The organism is Chitinophagales bacterium, from assembly GCA_019694975.1.
Lineage (GTDB): Bacteria > Bacteroidota > Bacteroidia > Chitinophagales > UBA10324 > JACCZZ01.
Window position 1 is genome coordinate 56,606 of record JAIBAY010000001.1, and the last position, 20,759, is coordinate 77,364.

The window sequence follows — 20,759 nt, forward strand, 5'->3', positions numbered from 1 at the left end:
ATCCGCTCTGCTGATAACGGAGCGGATTTTTTTTGCAGGATTGCAAAAAGCAATGCTGGATAATTGAATGCATAAGCGATCGCATCCTATACGTATGAAATTGCTACATTCACTACAGAAAATTAAAAAGCATGTCTCGTCTTCTGCTTCTGCTCACGCTGCTGCAACTAAATATGAAAGTGGTAACCGGCCAGGATACTACCCTGCTTGTTGCCGGGCCGATGCTTGGTTATGTGGAACATCGGGAAGCATTGGTATGGATAGAGGTTTCACAAGCAGTCCGCTCCATTGACTTAAAATATTATCCTGCCGATAATGCATCCATCGCAAAAACTATTCACTATACAGGCGCCTTGGGCGAAGCATACAATCCGGAGAAGGTAGTGCTGGAGAATCTCGATATGAACACGGAATATGTATATGAAATATACCTAAACAATAAAAAGCAGGCCTTCTCTTACCCGCTGCATTTTAAAACCAAAGATATCTGGGAGTACAGGCGTCCGGCACCCGACTTCTCTTTTTTGTTTGGGTCTTGTGCCTATATTAACGACCCTCCTTCCGACCGGCCCGGCGAAGTGTATGGATTAAGCCCGCGCATATTTGATACAATGGCAAAAGTCCCCGCTGATTTCATGCTCTGGCTTGGCGATAATACATATACGCGTGAGGCAGATTACACTTCAAGGAGCGGATTCTACTATCGTTATACCCATACACGCAAATGCAGCAACATGCAGCACCTGCTGGCGTCGAGGCCTAATTTTGCCATTTGGGATGATCATGATTATGGTCCCAATGATGCAGGTTCCTCTTTTGAGCTGAAAGATGTTTCACTGCAAACATTTAAAGATTTCTGGGGGAATAAATCCTATGGTGAACCTGACAATCCCGGCGTCTATACAAAATTCACCTGGAGTGACTGCGATTTCTTTCTGATTGATGATCGTTATTACCGGTCGGATGATGTCATGAACGACAGCAGCAGCGAAAAACAATTTATGGGCGACAGGCAATTTAGCTGGCTTGTGAATAACCTGCTTTATTCAAAAGCATCTTTCAAGTTCCTGGTCTTCGGCAGTCAGGTCCTCAATCCTTTGAATGATTTTGAAAGTTTCCGTTTTTACAGGAAAGAATATGATGCCCTGCTGAAACTTATCCGGGAAAACGGCATCACCGGTGTCGTTTTGCTCAGTGGCGACCGTCATTTTTCCGAGATCATCAAAGTGCAGCCGGAAGGCCTTTATCCTTTATACGATATAACAGGTTCTGCTTTCACTTCACGCAGTTATGCAAAATTTGCGGAGACAAAAGAATTCAAAAACCCATACCGCGTGGTGCCTGCCGCCGTCACCGAACAGAATTTTATAAAAGTTACCATCAGCGGCGGACGTAATAACCGTGTGGCTGGTATCACAGCCATCACAGCCGATAATAAGGTGGCTTGGCAATATGAGATCCGGCAAGCGGAATTGAAGTGGTAGTCAGCTTACGGGACTGCATATCGACAATTAAAGCCAACATGCTCCATCAAGTTCCTTATTGCCCGATAAAGCAAGTGCCGGCAGTGTTTCTACTTAAGATGCGCCCCGTTATCACCTCCTTACCGGAAATATCCTAATGAGAAGACCTATATACTTTCAATAATTTCAGGCAGATTTTTTCTTTCACCTGATTTGCATTTCAAACTTGTAAAACGCCCTTGTTACTGTATGGTTTGGCCGCAGCCAACCGGCCGCTTTTGGCGTGTTCAACATGAAAAAAAGGTTATTTTTGCGCGATGAAAATGACGGCCGGAGAATGGTGTACTTTGCTTAAGGGAAATCTGGAGGGAAATCCAGCCGAAATCATTACGCATCCTGCTAAAATTGAAGAAGCGTCAGCAGGTGCAATCAGCTTCATCGCCAATGCCAAATATGAGCCTTATGCTTACAGCACTAAAGCCTCGGCAATTATTGTGGCAAATGACCTGGTACTGAAGAAAAACATCAGGCCGGCTGTGATTCGGGTTGAACAACCGTATATAGCTTTCACCAGTGTGTTGCAGCGCTTCAACAACCCGCATCATGATCTGATCGGTACGGAAGAACCTTCTTTCATTCATAGTGCTGCGGCTATCGGTGCTGATGCCTATATTGGTGCTTTCAGCTATATAGGCAAGAATGTGCAGCTGGGTGACCGTGTGAAAATCTTCCCGCATGTTTACCTCGGTGAAGGCACCACGATTGGCGATGATACGATACTCTATCCCGGTGTCCGCGTTTACCGGAATTGCAGGATCGGGAAAGATTGTGTTATCCATGCTGGCGTAGTGATTGGTGCAGATGGATTTGGATTTGCGCCGCAGCCCGATGGCAGTTACCTGAAGGTGCCGCAGTTGGGCAATGTGGAAATTGAAGACGGTGTGGAGATCGGCTCCAATACCAGTATAGATCGTGCTACACTGGGCTCCACCATCATCAGAAAAGGTGTGAAGGTGGACAACCTCGTACAAATAGCACACAATGTGGAGATCGGTGAGCATACGGTGATTGCCGCTCAAACCGGTATCTCCGGAAGCACAAAAATCGGTAAACACTGCCGCATTGGCGGACAGGTTGGATTTGTAGGGCATATTGAAATCGCGGATGGCAGCAGCATTAATGCACAGAGTGGCATTTCAAAATCCATAAAGGAAAAAAACAAAGCATGGAACGGTGCACCGGCTTTTGAATACACTGCTTCGCTGCGGTCGCAATCCATTTTTCGTAATTTGCCGGCATTGGATAAACGGGTGGCAGAGCTGGAGAAAAAATCATTGCAAAGTCATTAGCAAACCGCGTGTTAACCGGACATACACTGTACTGATGCGAATACAGCCACTACGATGGACACAGGAAGTTGGTAACTAAAGAATCTCTTCGAAAGAAAAAATCATGAGCGTATTTCAACAAACATTAAGCAAGCCATTTACCCTATCAGGAATTGGTGTGCATACCGGCCAGAGTGTCAACCTTACAGTGCGTCCGGCACCGGGCAACCACGGTTATATATTCAAACGTATGGATATTGAAGGGGAGCCTACCGTGAAAGCCGATGTGGATCTAGTGGTGGATGTATCACGCGGCACCACGCTGATGCAGCATGGGGTGAAGGTTAGTACGGTCGAACATCTGCTTGCCGCTCTGGTAGGCACGGAGATAGACAATGCTCTGATTGAGCTGGATGCACAGGAAGTGCCCATCATGGATGGCAGCTCGCTCATGTTCGTTGACGCCATTCTTGATGCAGGCATAGAAGAGCAAACCAATTTCAGAAAAGAATATTTCTGCCTGCCGAAAAACATCAGCTTCCGCGATGAACAGAAAAATGTGGAAATGGTGGCAATTCCTTCGGAAGAGTATCAGCTGACAGTGATGATAGATTACAACTCGCCGGTGCTTGGTCCGCAGCATGCCATGGTGGATCATATCAGTCAGTTCAAACAGGAAATTGCGGAAGCCAGGACTTTCTGTTTCCTGCATGAAATAGAATCACTGGTAGACAGTAATCTCATCCGTGGCGGTTCACTCGACAATGCCCTGGTAATTGTGGATCACAAAATAGAAGACGACCGGCTAAAAAAACTGGCAGGGCTCTTTAACCGTGAAGACATTGAAGTGGAGGAAGGTTATCTCAACAACGTAGCACTGCGCTACCGCAATGAACCGGCCCGTCATAAGTTGCTGGATGTTGTGGGCGACCTGGCATTGATCGGAACACCCATCAAAGCAAGGATACTGGCTACACGTCCCGGGCACTCGACGAATATCGCCTTTGCAAAAAAAATAAAAAGCTTTATCAAGGAATCGAAAGCCATGAAAGATATTCCTGTTTACGATCCTAACCTTCCACCAGTGTATGATATCCGGAAGATCGAACGGTCGCTGCCGCACAAGTATCCCTTCCTGCTCATTGATAAGATCATCGAGATAAGCGATCAGCATGTAGTAGGTGTTAAAAATGTAACCTTCAATGAAAATTTCTTCCAGGGCCATTTTCCCGGTAACCCTGTAATGCCCGGCGTATTGCAGATTGAAGCCATGGCACAAACCGGTGGCATCCTGGTGCTGAATACCGTGGAGGATCCTGAACATTGGGACACTTATTTTCTTAAGATTGACAATGCACGATTCAAAAACAAAGTAGTGCCGGGTGATACTATGATTCTGAAACTCGAACTGCTGAGTCCCATCCGCCGCGGCCTCTGTGAAATGCGGGGCATCGTGTATGTTGGCAACAAAGTGATGACAGAAGCCGACCTTGTGGCTAAAATTGTCCGCAAAGAACAACCGCTTTCCTGACCAGTCTTACGGCGATCGATAACTTTTCTTAACACGACACTATTATAAAAGGCACCATGTCACTGAATCTCACCAGCATTCACCCAAAGGCCAGGATTGGCAAGAATGTGGAAATAAGCCCTTTCGTAACCGTATTTGAGGATGTCGAAATCGGTGATGGCTGTTGGATTGGCCCGAATGTCACGATTATGAATGGCGCACGTATCGGTAACAATTGTAAAATATTTCCCGGGGCTGTTATATCCGGTGAGCCACAAGACCTCAAATATCTCGGAGAAAAAACGCTGGCCATCATCGGCAATAATACGATCATCCGCGAATGCGTAACCGTAAACAAAGGCACCACTGCAAACAATAAGACTATTGTCGGCAGCAACTGCCTGTTGATGGCTTATGCCCATGTAGCACATGACTGTGAGATCGGCAATAATTGCGTTATTGCAAACAATGCAGCACTGGCCGGCCACATCATCATAGAAGATTACGCGGTATTAGGCGGTGTATCTGCAGTACATCAGTTTGTAAAAATCGGCCAGCATGCATTTGTATCCGGCGGATCACTCGTGAGAAAGGATGTCCCTCCTTTCGTTAAGGCGGCCAAGGAACCTCTTTCTTATGTAGGTATCAATTCAATCGGCCTGCGCAGGCGAGGATATAATGAAGCTACCATTAACAGGATTGAAGATATCTATCGCATTATTTTCGTGAAAAACCATAACATCACCAAAGCACTCAGCCTGGTGGAAGAAGAGTTTGGCACCTCCCCCGAAAAAGATATCATCCTCGGATTCATCCGCAACTCCGAACGCGGCATCATGAAAGGCTATACGAACGGTCGCGATGAAAATCACGATTAGCAAGGGAGGTAAGCGTTTCAATTATGAGTGGATATTAAAAAATATCAACCTCACCTTTCAATCTGGTACTGCCTATGCCATTCTCGGGCCTAACGGCAGCGGTAAATCAACACTGATGCAGATTATTGCCGGCATGCTAAGTCCGTCAACAGGTACAATAATCTATGAAATCAATGGGTCGATGGTTGCTCCCGATGACATCTTCAGGCACCTCAGTATTGCAGCGCCTTACCTTGAACTGGTGGAAGAATTCACCATGCAGGAACTGTTTACGTTTCAACGACATTTCAAACCCTTCTGCAACAGGATGAACATTGACGAGGCAATAGCAGCCACCTCATTGTTTCCTGACCCTTCCAAACAGATCCGTAATTTTTCATCAGGCATGAAACAACGCCTTAAGGTTGCACTGGCAGTGCTGGCTGATGTGCCGCTGATATTGCTGGACGAACCAACCAATAACCTGGATGACAACGGCATCGAATGGTATCAGCAACTTATCAAAAAATTCCGGGGCGACCGGCTTATTATCGTATGTTCCAACGTAGCACATGAATATTTGTTCTGCACGGAAAAGATAGCGGTAACCCAATTTAAATAGTTGGCTTTTACTGACTATTTTGCTTTACTCAAACCACCTCATGCTGACCACCGGTGAAATGCTCGCTGCCCTGTTTTATTGGGCACTGGGTACGGTATTGATATTCCGGCTTCCGCTATTCCGCAACACCGGAATAACATCAACACAGTTGGGAGGCATCCTGCTGATTAAGGTGACAGCAGGCATTATCTATGGTTACATTCACCACCGCATGTATGATGGCGGAGACACTTTTGCATATTATTATGATAGTCTCATCGTCACTTCTGCGCTGCGTGACCACCCGTTAAAATTTCTGCACCTCGTATTCGGCATCACGCACAGACCACCCGACAGTGATATAGCGGTGTATGCTTATCGCATGAGTTATTATACCGGCATGAGTTCTTACTTCATGGTACGGCTTCATGCCCTGATGAATCTTTTCACATATTGTCATTACTACGGCAATGTGGCAATCTATAACTTCTTAACGCTCATCGGTCAATTGTACCTGTTCAGGTTTATTATGGTTTTTCAGCCGGCTAAAAAGAATATGGTATTAATACTGTTGTTCCTGTTCCCTTCTGTTGTCTTCTGGAGTTCGGGCATGCATAAAGACGGTATATCAATTGCTGCCATTGGTGTCATTTTATATTATGGCTATAAACTGATTCGCCTGATCTCTTTTACAACCGTGAATGGCGATGCATCAAAAAATAGTGAAGTAAAAATCAGTGAAGTAAGCAGTGAACAGCGGATGAGCCGGTTGATGCAATTGACTTCAGCTTTCTGCATGCTGGCCTTCGGGTTATGGATCTTAGCCGTCGTGAGGAATTACCTGCTATTGCTCCTGCTTCCCGGATGCTGCACATTCATCTTAGTGCAATATGCGCCACGCTATATGTTGCTGAAATATTTATTGATTTATACACTGTTTTATTTCTTGCTTTTTCAACTCGGCTCATTGCATGAAAGCGTGAACTTATCCCTGCAAATGGCTGCCAAGCAGCAGGAGTTTTTTCAAAACCCGGGAGGAAGAACAAATATTATCCTGCCGCCAATGAAGCCCGGAATAACCGGTTTGCTCTGCCAGGTTCCTGTTGCGTTATACAATTGCTTCTTCCTTCCTTCGCTCACAGGTATGTCATCCGCACTGCAAATTTTTCCGGCAATCGATAATATCGTGGTAATCGTAATGCTGGTAACTGCATTATTTTTTGCCTTTCAACAAACAGACAGGCGGCCAATGTCCCTTTTCCTGTTCTGCCTTTTTTTCGCATGGTCGGTATTTATCTTTACAGGCAGTATTGTTCCCAATATCGGAGCATTAGTACGTTATAAAATGCCCGGCACATTATTTCTGCTGGCCGGATGTATCATCGTTATAGACGGTAAAAAGATAAAGCAGCTGATGAAACGCAGCAGTCAATAACTAAAACAGCTCGTTGCTTTTATTGTTTCAGTAATTTAGAAACAAACTGCCTGTTATTGAAATTGATTTTCGCGATGTATAAACCCGCAGGTAAGGTCCGTAAGTCGAGTTGTATATTGTTAATGCCTTGCTGCAGTTGTTGGCTGCCCATGTCCAACACCTTACCATAGCTGTCTACCAATTGCAGGCGAGCCTCTCCATCAACTTCAGCCTGTACGGAAAGCGTAACCTGGTCCGTAAACGGTTGAGGATACACGCTGATTTCGCTGTTGGAAGGGATATCGTTTACCTGTTCTTTCAGGGGCATGCAGTTCAGAATATTGGAGAGGCCTATCAGTCCCACAAATCCGTCTGTCGTCGTTTTATCCGCCGACTGGTAAGCGCCTATTACATTCGTGAGTTTGGTTACTAAACCGATGTCAGGGCTTTTTGTAGCCACAGAAATATAGAACTGATCATTGTGACCGAAATCAAGATAAGGCCCGTGGCTCTCTGTATTGTCAAAATCTTCCATCCTTGTTCCTCCATATAAGGTGAAGAAGTCGAGTTTCTGTTTCTGGCCAACCGGCAGATCAGACAGTTTTGCAATGAATGCATCCATGTTTGGGCCATCATTCCCGGGCCCGTTCAGATCTGTGAGAAAGGGTTGCTGTGCACAGGAAGTGCAGCCGAGGTTGGTGCTGGTGGTCAGGCCGGTGATAATCGCATAACTTTTTGCAGTCACCGGATCTTTGTACCAGATGATGGCATTGGATACATCAATTGAGTTTCCGCCATAAAAGGTGCACCATGGAATGTCGCCGTCCAATGTGACTTTGGCAACAAATGCGTCATTGTCACCGCCGCCGCCGTAAGTTTTATCATATGCATTACCGGTCTTGTACATATTGGAACTCTGTGTCCAGCCTGTCCAGTAAATGTTACCCAGGTGATCCAATGCCAGCCTTCTGCCGCGGTCGGTATTGTTTCCGCCAAAATATAAGAACCAGTCGGGTCCCTTCTTCAGCACACTGTCCCATCGCATCAGGAAAGCATCTATGCAGACGCCGGAGCCTGAACAGTGCATGGCATTGCCATTATAATCAAGCGGCAAGTTGGGAGGATTGATCTGGATATCGAAACTTTCCGTGGTTCCTGAAATAATTGGAATACATCTTCCCTGGCTGGTATCCAGCACAATATCATGTCCCCTGTCATCCTGGAATCCGCCATAGTAACTGAAGAATTCAAGGCTGGAAAGGCAGTTGTCAAACTTGGCGATAAAACAATCTCCCGTGCTGCCGGTAGAGTTAAATGTACTGTCGTATTTGGATAGGGCATTGGTTCCCATATTGTTACTCTTGGCTCTTCCCGTAACAAAAAGTTCACTGGTATAAGGATCAATTGCAATAGCCAGGATATTATCCGGCGCACCCTGGTTGAATTTATTACCTCCCAGTTTAATCCATCTCAGTAAGTTGCCTGCAGTATCATATTTGGCTATAAAGCCATCGTAATTATCTCCTTTCGGCGATTGATAAACAGGTGCGGAGCATCCCTCCTCCGTCACACAACCAACAGTTGCTTTTGCCGATGCATCCGTATTGCGTATTTCTCCTCCTATGAAAATATAACTGTGACCGTTGTAATTATCCAGCGCCAGTGTAAAAGCACGTTCTTTCCCCTGTACAGGGAGCCCATTGGAAAAAAAGCGCGTAGCGAAAATCCGCTTCCACATAATGTCACCGCAATGGTTCAGCTTCAGCAGGAAAACATCATCATCGCCCGATTTCATCATCGTGTCACACATCATCACACTGTCTGTTACGGAAGCGGTACGGCCTACCACATAAATTACTTCCGGATATACAGATTTGTCAACGGCAATCTGTTCGATATATTCATTTTTATGCGTGGTGCTGCCCAGGTCAATGTAGGTTCCCCATCCCGGATAATAAATTTGCGCCTTTGCTGCCGGCAGGAAAAATAAACCTGCAAATACAGTGATGATGAAATACCGCATAACCGTATAAAATGTCTTTCTGCAAATCATAATGATCAAAATTTATAGTACGAATCTCAAACTCTTGCTGAAGCAATGGAATCCATCTTTGCCGCTGCTATCCGTCATTCTTCCCTGAATTTATTCCTCGAAAGGACGAAGCCGGAATTTAGCCTGCACAATTGAATCTCTTCACGCGCTCTAAGCATCAAAAAATAAAGAGGGCAAATATAAACACTCGTTGTAAGTCCGCGTAATTTATCATGGCGGCAACCGGTACTTTATATTATAATCTCCTGTTAATTGAAAAGTATCTATCCACAGAAAGCACCTTTGGAGTATCTGGCAAATCATTTTGCAGGTGCCGGGAAAAATGTCTGTTACCTTGTGGCTCCACAAAAAAGGAAGTGTCATTTTTCTTTATATCCTCAAATTTCAATTGCTTCAGACAGTGCCGGAGCGGAAAACAGATAACTGATCAGCAGGCAATTTGAAAGCAGCATGGTGCATCGTCACATGAGGCAATGTCTTCATACGGCAGATATCACTCCCCTTTTACTTATTTTTGGAACCATTATCACAATAATTTGAAATATTTAATCATGTTAGTCAGACTATTCAATAAGAGCATATACACACTGACTGCTATAGGATTATGGCTGCTGGTATTCAGTCAGCCGGTGAAATCTCAGACCTATAATGCAGTTGACTGGGGTACCTATTTCAACGATAACGTCAACTACCCGGATTACATGTATGAACTGGATGACCTGGTTGATCAGTTGATTGTGGACGAAAATAAACCTGAAAATATTTACCTGGTGAGTCAAAGCAAGGCCCCTCCTAAAATTGATGTCTCCATTTGTGACGGAGAAATTATGGACCTCGGAGGCGGCGACGGCTATGTGGCGAAATATAACCGTTGTGGCGATCTTATCTGGTCGGTTTACATTGGAGATTTCATTCAATGTATAGCACTGGATAAAGAAAATGGAATACCTGTTTTTTATGTAGCCGGTAAAAAAGGGTTCGTGGTAGATCCTGTAACGGCAGTGGCCTGTGATGGAAGCATAGCACCGGTTTTTCAGCCGGAAGCTGCAGACAAAGACGATGCATTTATTGCTAAATTTATTGATAATGGCACATCCGCATCTCTCTTGCGCTGGACCTATTTCGGCGGAAAGACAGCAAGCGGGAGTAAACTGGCCCCTGACAATATCCTGGGTATCGCTGTCAATAGGCACACGGTATTTGTGACGGGCACCACCAAAAGCATTCATCTTGATACGCTGGCACAGCATGCGGGTGATACAACACTCGATGAAAGCGGCGATGCTTTTTTCGCAGTGTTTGACAGCTTGTTAAGTTCATTGGAGTTTTTCTCTTACATCGGAGGCCCTGGCAATGACCGATGCCATGATATTATCGTTTACGACAATGGAACCGCTCCGGCTGATGTCTTCATCAGCGGGACTACGGATAGTCCTTCCGATATAGCATCCGGCACCGGTTTCGATCAAACCTATAACACCGGCACTGATGCGTTTTTATGCCAGTGGGATGATGATGATAATGATGGCATCTTTAAACAGAAATGGGGCACCTACCTCGGAGGATCGAAGTACGACCATGGCAGGCAGATGGCGATTGACGCCGATGGAAATGCATTGATAACATTGTGGGGACAAAGTAGCGATCTGCCGGTAACTGAAAAAGCATATGATAAAAACTTTGGTATTCCCGGACAACAGAATGATGGCAGCGATGCTTCCATCTTTAAAATTAGTAATAGCGGAAGCTTGATGTCTTGCACCTACTTTGGCGGCAACCGTGATGAAACGGTGAATGGCCTGGTTGTTTTCAGAAAGCAACAAAAACAATATGTCATAATATCTGGGCTGACAAAAACACCCGGCGATCAGTTCCCATCCAAATACCCAATTCAGACATCGCTCAACGGCACCAACAGCACAAATTTCTATGATGCATATATAGCAGTGCTTAATGATCCGGTAACCGCTCAGCAGAAGCTGATGTTTTCCACATTTTTTGGCGGATCGGCAGAAGAAGGACAGAAGACTGGCGCCAGCTATCATCCTGTAATTGCACTCGGTCCAAATAATGAATTATATTTCAGCGTCGCGACCACAAGTACAGACTTCAATACCGTGATCGGTAACAACTTTCAGCAGCTGATCAATAATTACAACGGGGAATCAGATGCATTTTTAGCTAAACTAATAAACCTGGATGCGGGCAAACAGTATGATTGCCCCGGGCCGCTGAAAGCCATTATTCAGTCTGATGATTTTCCGGCAGATGAAAATGTATTGTCTGTGTCTCCCAATCCGTTTGCCGACGACTTCACTGTCAAATTCATTGCTGATGCTGATGAGCATGGGACGATACAGATTTTCAGTTGTTACGGAAATAAAGTGATGGATGAACAAACAGGTATTGTCCGCGGCATGAATTACATGCATGTTGATCTAAGTAAAGAACCAGCCGGATTGTATTTGTTGTACATCAACAACGGTAAAAAGCAGATGCTGCAAAAAGTGATCAAACAAAATTAAAACAGATTAAAGGGCATCTCTGCTGAAACCGGTATTTTTAAGCCGGCTTATTTGGCGTAATCCGTATGCATAGTGTTTGTTTACTGAGTGACAAGGAGTTGCTGTTTCCGGCAGCTGAAATTGATACGGACATTACGATAAAACCAGCATTAAACATCATACATCATAGAACCAACCTTCACGCATGAAGTACATTTTACCCTTAATCATTCTTTTCTGCTCTTATCAAAGTTTTGCCAGCTGTACCCTTCCGGCGCCTAATGGATTTAAAACAACTGATGTTGCCAGCTGTCAGCTTTCCGTAAAATGGAAAAAAGTAAACGGTGCCGTTGCCTATCATCTGCAATATAAGCCAATCGCTGCCGGTAACTGGATACCATTGAATGCCATTGGTAACGTAACGGCTTATACCATAACCGGCCTTGCAGCCAGCACTGCTTATGATATTAAGGTTGTAGCAGTATGCGCATCTAATGAGGAAGGCGCTTTCTCTCCTGTCGTTTCAGCTGTTACAACAGCCTGCAGCACGCCAACCAACCTCGCAGTATCAGGTATCACCAGCGCCACTGCTACTGTCAGCTGGAGTGCGCTTTGCGGAGCCACTAATTTCACACTGCGTTACCGCAAAACGGGTACATCAGCCTGGATCACACTGCCCGGTATTTCATCTGTCACCTATCAACTCACCGGGCTCTTACCGGCAACAGATTACCAGGTGCGGGTGCGCGCCAAGTGCGGATCAAAGCCTTCGGATTATTCGGCTATCGTCGATTTCACCACCCAGTCATTGTCAGTTCCATCCAGGAAAAATGTGTTGCTCGTAATCATAGATGATGCGCGCTTCGACTCTTATGCTGTTACCGGAGCACCAACATGGTTTCATGATACTTCGATGTCGAAAATTGCCAATGAAGGGGTGAGCTTCTCATTGAGTTTTCCGGCGCAGTCACAATGTGCACCAAGCCGTGCATCCATAACCAGCGGACTGTACCCTCACCTGCACGGTGTAACAGATAACCCGACACAGGCTAATTCGGATACGATTACACAGATAACCCTTCCGCAGATTTTGCATGATAACGGATACTACACAGGACTTATCGGAAAATACCATGTATCCAAGCATCCGCAGCCGGGCTACGACTACTGGATGGAAATGCATGGCAATGATTATACCGATACAAAGTATAATCTCAATGGCACTACTGTTACGATACCCGGCCATGCCACTGATGTGGTCGCAGACAGTGCGATTGGTTTCCTTAAGAAAGTACCTGCCGATAAACCATTTTACCTGTGGCTGGCTTTTGCCGCTCCGCATACACCGCAGGTTCCGCGCCCGCAAGACGATGGTATTTTTAATAATGAAACAATGCCTGTACCGCTCAGCCCGGCCAAATACACGCAAAACTATCCTGCCTTTCTTTACAATTGCCATAATGCTTCCAATGCCGCAGGGTTGGCTGATTATTATGAAGGTTATTTTGAACTGCTCTACGGTGTGGAAGTACGGCTGGGAAATATTTTCCAGGAACTGGCCAATGAAGGCCTTATGGACAGCACGCTGATTATTTTTATGAGTGACAACGGATACATGATCGGCGAACACCAGCTGTTTGAAAAACAATTGTCGTATGAAGAATCCATTAAAATTCCCATATTCATGCGTTATCCCGGACTGATTTCAGCCGGCACGGAAATAAATGATAATCTCGCGATGAATATTGACATCGCACCTACCATACTGGATTTTGCAGGTATCACTGACACGTTTGGTATGCAGGGTGTTTCACTGCTGAAGATGATGAACAATACCGTGCAACGTAAGGAAATGCTTTACGAGTTTTTCAATAAGGATTGCGTGCCCGATATCAGGGCAGTAAGGTCGCTCGACTTTAAGTATGTTAAGTACAATTGCTCTCAGATAACCGAAGAACTGTATGATCTCAATGGTGATCCGCTGGAAACAACAAACCTGGTTAATACACCGGCTTATGCATCTGTATTGCAGCAGTACCGCGACAAATTAACTTTTTGGCGCAACTATTACCAGGACTTCACCTGGGATTCGCTGTACATCTGCAGCCTTACCAACCCGCAGCGGCTTACCCATACTCAGGGTACACCGCTTACATTGCTCACAACCTTTCCCAATCCCGCCAATAGTGAAATCATGATTCATTTTATTTCTTCCGAATCCGCTCCGGTAACTTTGCGGGTAATAAACACTTTAGGGATAACTGTTGATGAACAACTACTTTCCGAACCTGAATCAGAATTGTTCATCACCTTGCCCGTTGACAAACTTCCTTCCGGAAATTACCATGTCGTTGTACAGCAGGGAGATAATGTATACTCAACAGCCTTTCAACGACAATAGTCCTTGTGCACTGAAAAGCATTGTATTGCATGCACCTCATTGATCTGATGCGGGGCAATTTGCTGGCGATCAGCATACAAACATCATTTATTGTACAAGCAGTCAGATTTACAGCATGTTTTGCACGGAAAGATCCGATTGCATAAACGACTTTCATTACACGACTTCAAGGGTTTCGCGACAGCAAGATGCCAGTTGACTGCAATCACCCCATTTTCTCAAAATCTATTCAAACAAAAAAATGGTCAGCCTCCTGTTCTGTGCCGACCGGAATGCATTGATTGAAAATCAATCAATGATTCTACATGCAATTATATCAATACCATTCTGCATTCTTATGAATAGCAGCACAGGATGAATCCGGCAAGCAGCTAAACACTTAATTTTAGAGAAAGCCTTACCTTTGCAACCTGCATTTTTTCGATAGCTTACAGCAACGCAGGCTCCTTTAGTTATAACCTTTAAACTGATTTTCCTTGAAAAGACTTATCCTACCGGCAATTTTTTGTTTGTGCCTTGGAAATGTTTGGGCACAACAGGCACCGCAATCACATGGCATCGCGCTTCTTGAAAAGGGATTTATCAGGAACGACGGGCAGGTGAAAACATTCTCGGGCAAAGTGAATGATAAAGTGAAATTCGTTTATAACAACGGCTGTTTCAACCTCGAACTCACACAGCATGGATTCAGCTATGAGCTCTTTAGTATCAGTCGCGAAAAAGGTGCTATAGATGAAGCCGGTTTTGAAAGCGGGGATAATGATCCTGATAATTTCAATACGGTTATTACCGGATCTTCCCGCGTTGATGTCGAACTTTATCAGGCCAACAGGAAACCGGTTATCGAGGCTTCCAATCCGACCGGCGCTTATTTCAATTTTTATTACAGCCCTGTTAAGACCAACAGGATTGAAAAAGTACCGGCATTTAATACCGTCACCTATCGCAATATTTACCCGGGCATTGACCTGGTCTTCAATGCACCCGATCTGGAATCCGGCACTTCATTACATTATGATTTTATTGTTCATCCCGGCGCTGATCCTTCATTGATTCAGCTGAAGTACCATGGCGACCCATACGTAAACCTCCAGGCAAATGGTGCTATCAGACTTATTACAGCCCTCGGCTATGTGGAAGAAGGCAAACCATTTTCATTCCAGGGCAATGAGGACCACGAAATTCCATCGTCCTGGCAGGTAATCAATAACCTCGCAAGTTTCCGGATTGGCGGCTATGATAAATTGCAAACACTGGTAATAGATCCCACGCTGATGTGGGCAACTTATTATGGCGGACCTAATGTGGAAGATGTGGCCAAAGTTTCTCTTGACAAGCAGAAAAAGCCGATCATAGCAGGCAATACAGTAAGCACCCTCAATATCGCCTCACCTGGTGCTTTTCAGACAACCTACGGCGGTGGCCCTGCCGACTTATTTGTCGCTAAATTCAAGACTACCGGTAAACTTGACTGGGCATCTTATTTTGGTGGCGCTGACAAAGACCTGGGTTATGGAGCTGTGGCAGATAAAAATAATAATGTTATTCTCTATGGTAAAGCTGCCAGTGATGGCCTTGCCACAACAGGTCAGATGATTGTATATGGATCCGGCGAATGCATTCTGGTAAAATTTACACCAGACGGAATACTGCAATGGAGCACCTATAAAGGTGGTGCCGGCGATGATCATTACCGCAATGCCAGGATTGATTCCAAGGGAACGATTTATTGTACCGGTTATACTGAAAGCATCAACCACATTTCCACACCGGGCGCATTTCAGACTGTGTATGGTGGTGACGGTGACTGCCTGATCTCAAAGTTCACAACTGATGGCGTGGAACTCTGGACTACCTATTTCGGCAATAGTGGTTCTGACCGATTTCATGCAATCAACCTCGATTTATTTAATCACCTGTTGCTGGAAGGCACCACCGGCAGCCCATCCGGAATGACAACGCCCGGCGTGCATCAGACAGTGTATGGCGGTGGCGAGGAAGATGTTTTGCTTGCGCAGTTCGATACAAGTGGCTTCAGGATATGGAGCACATACTATGGCGGCGAATATTCTGATCGCGGAAGAGGTGTGGAATCGGACCTGCAAGGCAATATTTATATCGGCGGTCTTACAGAAAGCGAAACCGGTATTGCTACCGCAGGGGCACACCAGGAACACTGGACGCCCGGCTTCATTAACGGAGTTAGGCAGGAAGATGGTTATGTAGCGCGATTTACCCCAACGGGTCAGCTTGTCTGGGGCACTTACTATGGCGGTGGCGGTTATGACCGCATCTGGGGAATGGCTGTAGACCGCAATCTGAATGCAATTTTTGTTGCAGGTGGAACGCAAAGCGATGATTCCATTGCAACACCGAAAGCATGGATGACAGAAAGGGTTAACGGCTCTACGGAAGGCTTTTTTGCCAGATGGGATTATGACGGACAGCTGGTTTGGGGCAGTTATTGGGGCGGCCTGTCAGAAGATCATTTGCAGGATATTGAGCCGGATGGTGACGGGTTCGTTTATGTGCTCGGAGTTACCAATCAAAACAGGATGCCGGTAACACTCAACGTTTACCAAACCACTACATCCGGCAGTGATGAAGCTATGCTGGACAGATTCTATGCAGGCACAGAATGTTTCGATTATAACGAACCCAATAATTCATTGTCTGCCGGCAAACAAGTGATTGGATGGGCACCGCTTGACAGTTTTTATTACGGATACAACGGAAGTATTGTGAATGGCATGGACCAGGATTGGTTTAAGATTAAGATTAAATCCTCGCTGAACAATTTCATGATCATACTGAAGGATAAGCCCGCTGCCTACAACCTTAAGCTATATAACGCGCAGCAGCAACTATTACAGAGTGCTCAGAATCCTCCTTCATTGAATGACACGATTGTTTTTAACAATGCCCCGGCTGCTTACTACTATATCAGGATTTCCCATGGAAAAAACGTTTTCGATTCCATCAGTTGTTACAGGATGATCATTTATCAGAGCAGCTCTGTTTTTGATCTGTCGCCGGGAATAGAAAAAAATCAAGCCGGTGAAAATGCAATTTCCGAACTTACCATTTTCCCGAATCCTGTTACGGAACAACTCTCCTTCAGCATCAACACTTTGGCTGAAGAACATGGAACTTTGTTCATTTATGATATGCTGGGCCGTTTGTGTTATTCAAATGATTTAATGTTGGACGAAGGCTATCAGATCATGCATGTTCCAGTAGCAGAGCTTCCCGCCGGAAGTTACAGGCTGTTGCTGAAAAGCCATCAGGCAACAAGGGTATCCTCTTTTATTAAGACAGGTAACTGACCTGCTGCACCTAAAAACATCCAGATTAATTTCTTTACCGCTATTCATAAATCACTCACCTGCGAATGAAATCTCCACTTTTTACCTATGCAATGCTACTGATCTGTGTTTTATCCTGCCGGGAAAATACTCTTGCCCAAACATCATGGGCTTCCGACCCGCTGCAGCAGCTGGCTTTTGTTGAGAATAAAGGACAGGTGACAGATCAGCACGGAAAACAAAACAGTGATGTCTTGTTTATATATGCTGGTGAGCGATTCAATCTTCAACTCAAACGCGATGGATTCAGCTATGAGTTGTTTGAAGTGAAGCAACAAGCTGCAGGCATGTCTGAAGCCGGCGTCGTTCCATCAACCGATGATGATTTGACTGATCTTCTGAAAGATAATCAGCAGGTTCGCTCACACCGTGTTGATGTTAAACTTAATGGAGCCAACCCAATTGCATCTATCTTCGGCACAGAGCCTTTAGAAACAGTTGTGAATTTTTATACGGCGCCAGCTGCACCGGACGGCATCACCGGAGTCGCAACATTTAATAAAGTTATTTACCGGAATATCTACGCCGGCATTGACCTCCTTTTCACAGCACCTGATAATACCACAGGATCCTCACTGAAATATGAATGGATTATTCATCCCGGAGCAGATCCATCAAAAATAAAATTGCAGTATGATGGTGCAGTTGCACTTCTTCCTGCCGGCGACGGGGGCTTCAGGCTCGTTACCGGCACCGGACATATTGATGAAAGTAAAGTGTATGCTTATGCCGCTGATTCCAAATTACCCATAGATGCGACATATCAGTTTGATAAGAACAAGGTGAGTTACACAATTGCAAGAGACCCGCTTCAGACGATTGTGATTGATCCGAACATTCTGTGGTCATCCTATTATGGCGGCAACCTTTCGGAGGATATTAACAACGGTGAACTGGCAGTTGACAAACAGTCGAAAGTGATTGTGACCGGCAGCACGCTGAGCACACTGTATGTAGCCAGTACCGGCGCATACCAGACTGTTTATGGAGGCGGCTACCATGATGCTTTCATTGCTAAATTCACCACCGTCGGCAAACTCTCCTGGGCAACATATTATGGCTCTACCGGAAAAGATGAAGGACATGCCATCACTACTGATGGCGATAATAATATCTACGTGGCAGGACTTACTACGAGCAAAACCAATATGGTGACTGTTGGTGCCTACCAGACCGCTTTCGCAGGTTTCCAGGATGCATTTGTTGTTAAGCTCGATGCCTCCGGTGCCAGGTTGTGGGCTACTTATCTTGGCGGTTCTATCCAGGATGAAATCCTCGACCTGGACTGCGATAAGAAAGGAAATATCTATTTCTCAGGTTATACCATCAGCCCTGATAAGATTGCGACTCCAGGTGCATACCAGGATTCAATGAACAATCCGGGTGGCAACAATGGTGATGCCTTCTTAGGCGAATTTACACCAGGCGGTGTGTTGAAATGGTGCTCCTATTTCAGCGGACCGGCACAGGATCGCGCCCATGGAATTTGCGTTGGAAAAAATGGCGACCTGTACATCGAAGGCACTTGTGAAAGTCTCACTGAATTTGCAACACCAGGTGTGTTTCAAACAGTGTATGGTGGCGGCGGCACCGATGCATTTATTGCCAAATGGGATACAACAGGAAACTTCTACTGGTGCAGTTACCTTGGTGGCATCAATGAAGACCATGGCCGTGGAGTGAAAACAGATGCTGCCGGCAATCCTTACGTGATCGGCTGGTCAGCCAGTCCTTCCGGTATTGCTTCAGCCGGTGCCTTGCAGGAACATTGGTACGAGGCGTATGAAAATGATGGCGATCCCAAGTATGACGGTTTCCTGGCAAAATTTCATCCTGACGGCAGCCGCGAATGGGGAACATATTACGGTGGCAATGGAAAGGATCAGACATTCACCCTTGCAGTAGACGATGATAATAATTTTGTGTATTGCGGTGGGTTAACCAGCAGTTCTGTTAATATAGCTACGCCGGGATCCTATCAGCCGACCTACGGTAGTTCAACAGATGGCTTCATCGCAAAATTTACGTTTGGCGGAACAAGAGTGTGGGGAACCTACTTTGGTGCTGATGATAATGATGAAGTACATGGAATGGGCATTGACAAGAACGGATTCATGTACCTGTTCTTTTCCACAGAAGGCAATTCCTTTTCCGCTACACCTGACGCATATCAGACAACCGGTAACGGAGCCAATGAAACAATAGTCACCCGCCTGAATGTGGCTGATGCATGCTACGACAAGTACGAACCAAATAACAGCAGTGCCACGGCCGTACTGCTGAAGGCATTTGATGATTCCAGCCTTTGGGGCTATACCGCAGCGATTTCTTCGGCCACGGATGCTGATTGGTATAAATTGAAACTTTCCGCTCCTACAAATTTAAAACTGACGCTTACTGATTTATTCGCGGACTATGATCTCAAATTATATAAATCCAACGGGCAGCTGCTGTACTCTTCTGCGAACACCGGAACAACGGATGAGGACATCATTTATAACAGCGCACCAAAGGGAAACTATATCATTGAAGTAGTACATACAGCCACTTCGTTTGATGCAAATTACTGTTACCGCCTTTTGCCAGTTACGAATTCATCACCATGGCTGATGAAAGAAGGCCAGGAAATGCTTCAGTCACCGGCAGGTATTCGGGCAATTGTTTTCCCAAACCCTGCTGCAGGACAAATCCATCTGAAGGTATCCGCTGATTTTCCGCAGCAATCTGTCATCACGGTTTATGATTTACTGCACCAACCTGTTTATTCAGGGCAATTTGAACTAACCGGCTCCTCCAGTGAAATAGTGATACCTGCTGCCTCCTTAGCGCCCGGACTGTACCTTGCGGAAGTTCGTTCAGACAATTATAAAACATTGGTGAAAGTAATATTGCAGTAATGATGGATACCCGGAACTTGCCGTAAGCACCTTCATCATTTATTCAGCAGTTAATTTCCGTGAAACAGTTGCCGCGATAAAGCAAAAACCCGTTTTATTTAGCTATACACTTGCAGCATTCTTCCTGCATGCTGTTCATCACGATTTATAGGTTAGTCCATAACAGTGGTCATTAACAAAATCACTCACCCTTTCAGCCATTTTAGAGAAGTGCATCCTGCGGAAAATTGTCCACTCACTACCAGATAGACCAGGAAGTGTAATGAATCAAAAAGCACTTATCAGCAATTGTAAAACCGGGATGAATTTGTTTCCTCACAAATAATAACAGAGGCCTTGCTCTGCACAAAGCGGCACTTGCATGCT

General features: G+C 45.3%; 11 protein-coding genes. 10 read left to right on the top strand and 1 reads right to left on the bottom strand.

Annotation, left to right across the window (positions count from 1 at the left end):
- Positions 1-131 precede the first annotated feature (131 nt).
- From K1X61_00205 to K1X61_00230, 6 genes are all read left to right on the top strand, one after another.
- Positions 132-1,484 (top strand): alkaline phosphatase family protein, encoded by a 1,353-nt coding sequence (locus K1X61_00205; protein ID MBX7107045.1) that lies wholly within the window; start codon positions 132-134, stop codon positions 1,482-1,484.
- A 296-nt stretch (positions 1,485-1,780) separates the two neighbouring features.
- Positions 1,781-2,812 (top strand): UDP-3-O-(3-hydroxymyristoyl)glucosamine N-acyltransferase, encoded by a 1,032-nt coding sequence (gene lpxD / locus K1X61_00210; GenBank protein ID MBX7107046.1) that lies wholly within the window; start codon positions 1,781-1,783, stop codon positions 2,810-2,812.
- A gap of 103 nt (positions 2,813-2,915) precedes the next feature.
- On the top strand, positions 2,916-4,322 hold the full coding sequence (locus tag K1X61_00215; protein MBX7107047.1) for a bifunctional UDP-3-O-[3-hydroxymyristoyl] N-acetylglucosamine deacetylase/3-hydroxyacyl-ACP dehydratase: 1,407 nt from the start codon (positions 2,916-2,918) through the stop codon (positions 4,320-4,322).
- A 56-nt stretch (positions 4,323-4,378) separates the two neighbouring features.
- On the top strand, positions 4,379-5,179 hold the full coding sequence (gene lpxA / locus K1X61_00220; GenBank protein MBX7107048.1) for an acyl-ACP--UDP-N-acetylglucosamine O-acyltransferase: 801 nt from the start codon (positions 4,379-4,381) through the stop codon (positions 5,177-5,179).
- Positions 5,163-5,780 (top strand): ABC transporter ATP-binding protein, encoded by a 618-nt coding sequence (locus tag K1X61_00225; GenBank protein MBX7107049.1) that lies wholly within the window; start codon positions 5,163-5,165, stop codon positions 5,778-5,780. Before lpxA ends, K1X61_00225 begins: the two co-directional genes overlap by 17 nt.
- Positions 5,781-5,820: 40 nt before the next feature.
- On the top strand, positions 5,821-7,194 hold the full coding sequence (locus tag K1X61_00230) for a hypothetical protein (protein ID MBX7107050.1): 1,374 nt from the start codon (positions 5,821-5,823) through the stop codon (positions 7,192-7,194).
- A gap of 19 nt (positions 7,195-7,213) precedes the next feature.
- On the opposite strand, the gene K1X61_00235 is transcribed toward K1X61_00230, so the two are convergent.
- Entirely contained in the window at positions 7,214-9,226 is a 2,013-nt protein-coding gene (locus K1X61_00235) for a T9SS type A sorting domain-containing protein (protein MBX7107051.1), read from the bottom strand.
- Between the two features lie 551 nt (positions 9,227-9,777).
- Between K1X61_00235 and K1X61_00240 the strand changes: the two genes are divergently transcribed.
- The 4 genes from K1X61_00240 (at position 9,778) to K1X61_00255 (ending at position 20,393) form a co-directional block, all read left to right on the top strand.
- A complete protein-coding gene (locus K1X61_00240; GenBank protein ID MBX7107052.1) occupies positions 9,778-11,751 on the top strand; it encodes a T9SS type A sorting domain-containing protein in 1,974 nt (657 codons plus the stop codon).
- Between the two features lie 184 nt (positions 11,752-11,935).
- The gene (locus K1X61_00245; GenBank protein ID MBX7107053.1) at positions 11,936-14,131 is read left to right on the top strand and encodes a sulfatase-like hydrolase/transferase; all 2,196 of its coding nucleotides are present in this window, start codon (positions 11,936-11,938) and stop codon (positions 14,129-14,131) included.
- A 476-nt stretch (positions 14,132-14,607) separates the two neighbouring features.
- Complete coding sequence (locus tag K1X61_00250) at positions 14,608-17,457, top strand: hypothetical protein (protein MBX7107054.1); 2,850 nt, start codon at positions 14,608-14,610, stop codon at positions 17,455-17,457.
- Between the two features lie 65 nt (positions 17,458-17,522).
- On the top strand, positions 17,523-20,393 hold the full coding sequence (locus K1X61_00255) for an SBBP repeat-containing protein (GenBank protein ID MBX7107055.1): 2,871 nt from the start codon (positions 17,523-17,525) through the stop codon (positions 20,391-20,393).
- Positions 20,394-20,759: the final 366 nt, after the last annotated feature.